General features: G+C 60.5%; 1 protein-coding gene. It reads right to left on the bottom strand.

What is annotated here, in order from left to right; all coding sequences use genetic code 11:
* Positions 1-16: 16 nt before the first annotated feature.
* Positions 17-1305 (bottom strand): IS3 family transposase gene (locus ABIB35_RS18695; protein WP_354183240.1). Its coding sequence is split into 2 segments (ribosomal slippage): positions 17-1032 and positions 1032-1305, totalling 1290 coding nucleotides; the frame shifts between segments, so codons are not numbered across the junction.
* Positions 1306-1358 lie beyond the last annotated feature (53 nt).

Genomic DNA, 1358 nt, shown 5'->3' with positions numbered 1-1358 from the left:
TGAACCGTCCCGGGAATCATGCCGCCTGTTTGTTGGCGGCGTCGTCGGGTAACAAGCCGGTTTGTAGATCATAATATGTCTGCTCGTATTCCTCTGGCGTCTGATGATCCAGGGCGGAATGCAGGCGTTCGTTGTTGTACCAGTGGACCCACTCGAAGACGATCTCCATTACGTCGGTTTCGGTCTTCAGCGCCCCGCTGCGGAACGGTGAATTCTTCGCGACGGCCTCGTTCTTGAATAGTCCCATTACGGTCTCGGCGGCTGCATTGTCATAGGCATCACCCACGCTGCCGATGGAGGGCTGCAGGCCTTCCAGAGCCAGGGTGTCCGTATAACGGATCGAGGTGTATTGGCTGCCGGCATCTGAATGATGGATCAGTCCCGCCGGTGCCGGCCGCCCGGCGTGTTCGCGTCGCCACAGGGCCATCCGCAGGCAGTGTTCAACGAACGCAGTGTCCTTGGCGGTTGAGGTTTCCCAGCCAACGATCGCCCGGGAGTACAGGTCGATGACCAGGGCGACGTAGACGAATCCAGAGTAGACCGGGACGTAGGTGAAATCGGTGACCCAGATCCGGTTCGGGGCCGCAGCGGTGAAGTCCCTGTTCAGCAGATCGCCGGCGCGGCGGCCGTCCTTGCCGGGGATGGTGGTTCGGGTCTTACGACCTCTAATCAGGCCGTTCATACCCTCTTCACGCATGATCCGATCCACGGTGTGCTTGGAGACTCCCGGGAAACCGTTCCGGCGCAGCCACTGCGTCATCTTCCGCCTCCCGTAGATGATCTCGGGCCGGGGACGTCCCTTCGCATCGGGGACTTTCAAACTGAGGAGCGCGTCGGTGATGCGGGCGTCTTCGATGGTGCGCAGGGCTGGCAGTCGTGTCTTCCACGCCCGGTAGGTTCTTGCGGCGACCTGCACGTCCTGCTCCCGCAGGACGGCACAGATCGACTCGACCGCATAACCTTCAGCGCGCATTTCGTCGATGAATCGACAGATCAGCGGCGGCGAGGGTCGAGTTCCCTCGCGAAGAAAATCGAGGCCTGCTTGAGGATCTCGTTGGACTCTTTCAAGTCCCTCACCTCAGCCCGGAGCCGCTTGATTTCCTCCAGCTCATCAGTGCTTGGTCCGGTCTTCTCACCGGCATCGACCTGGGCCTGGACAACCCAGCGGCGCAGCGATTCAGGGCCGACCCCGAGCTTTGGCGCCAGTGCCCTGCAGGCAGCATAGACAGACGGATATTCGGACAATCGATCCAATGTCATGCGCACTGCACGGTCACGGACTTCGGGAGGGAACTGCTTGGGCATAGTCACTATCTTTCTCACAGAAGATAGCGGCATCAAACCCGGGACGGTTCATA

This window comes from Arthrobacter sp. UYP6, assembly GCF_040547315.1.
Lineage (GTDB): Bacteria > Actinomycetota > Actinomycetes > Actinomycetales > Micrococcaceae > Arthrobacter_B.
This window is presented reverse-complemented; position numbering and strand designations above follow the sequence as displayed.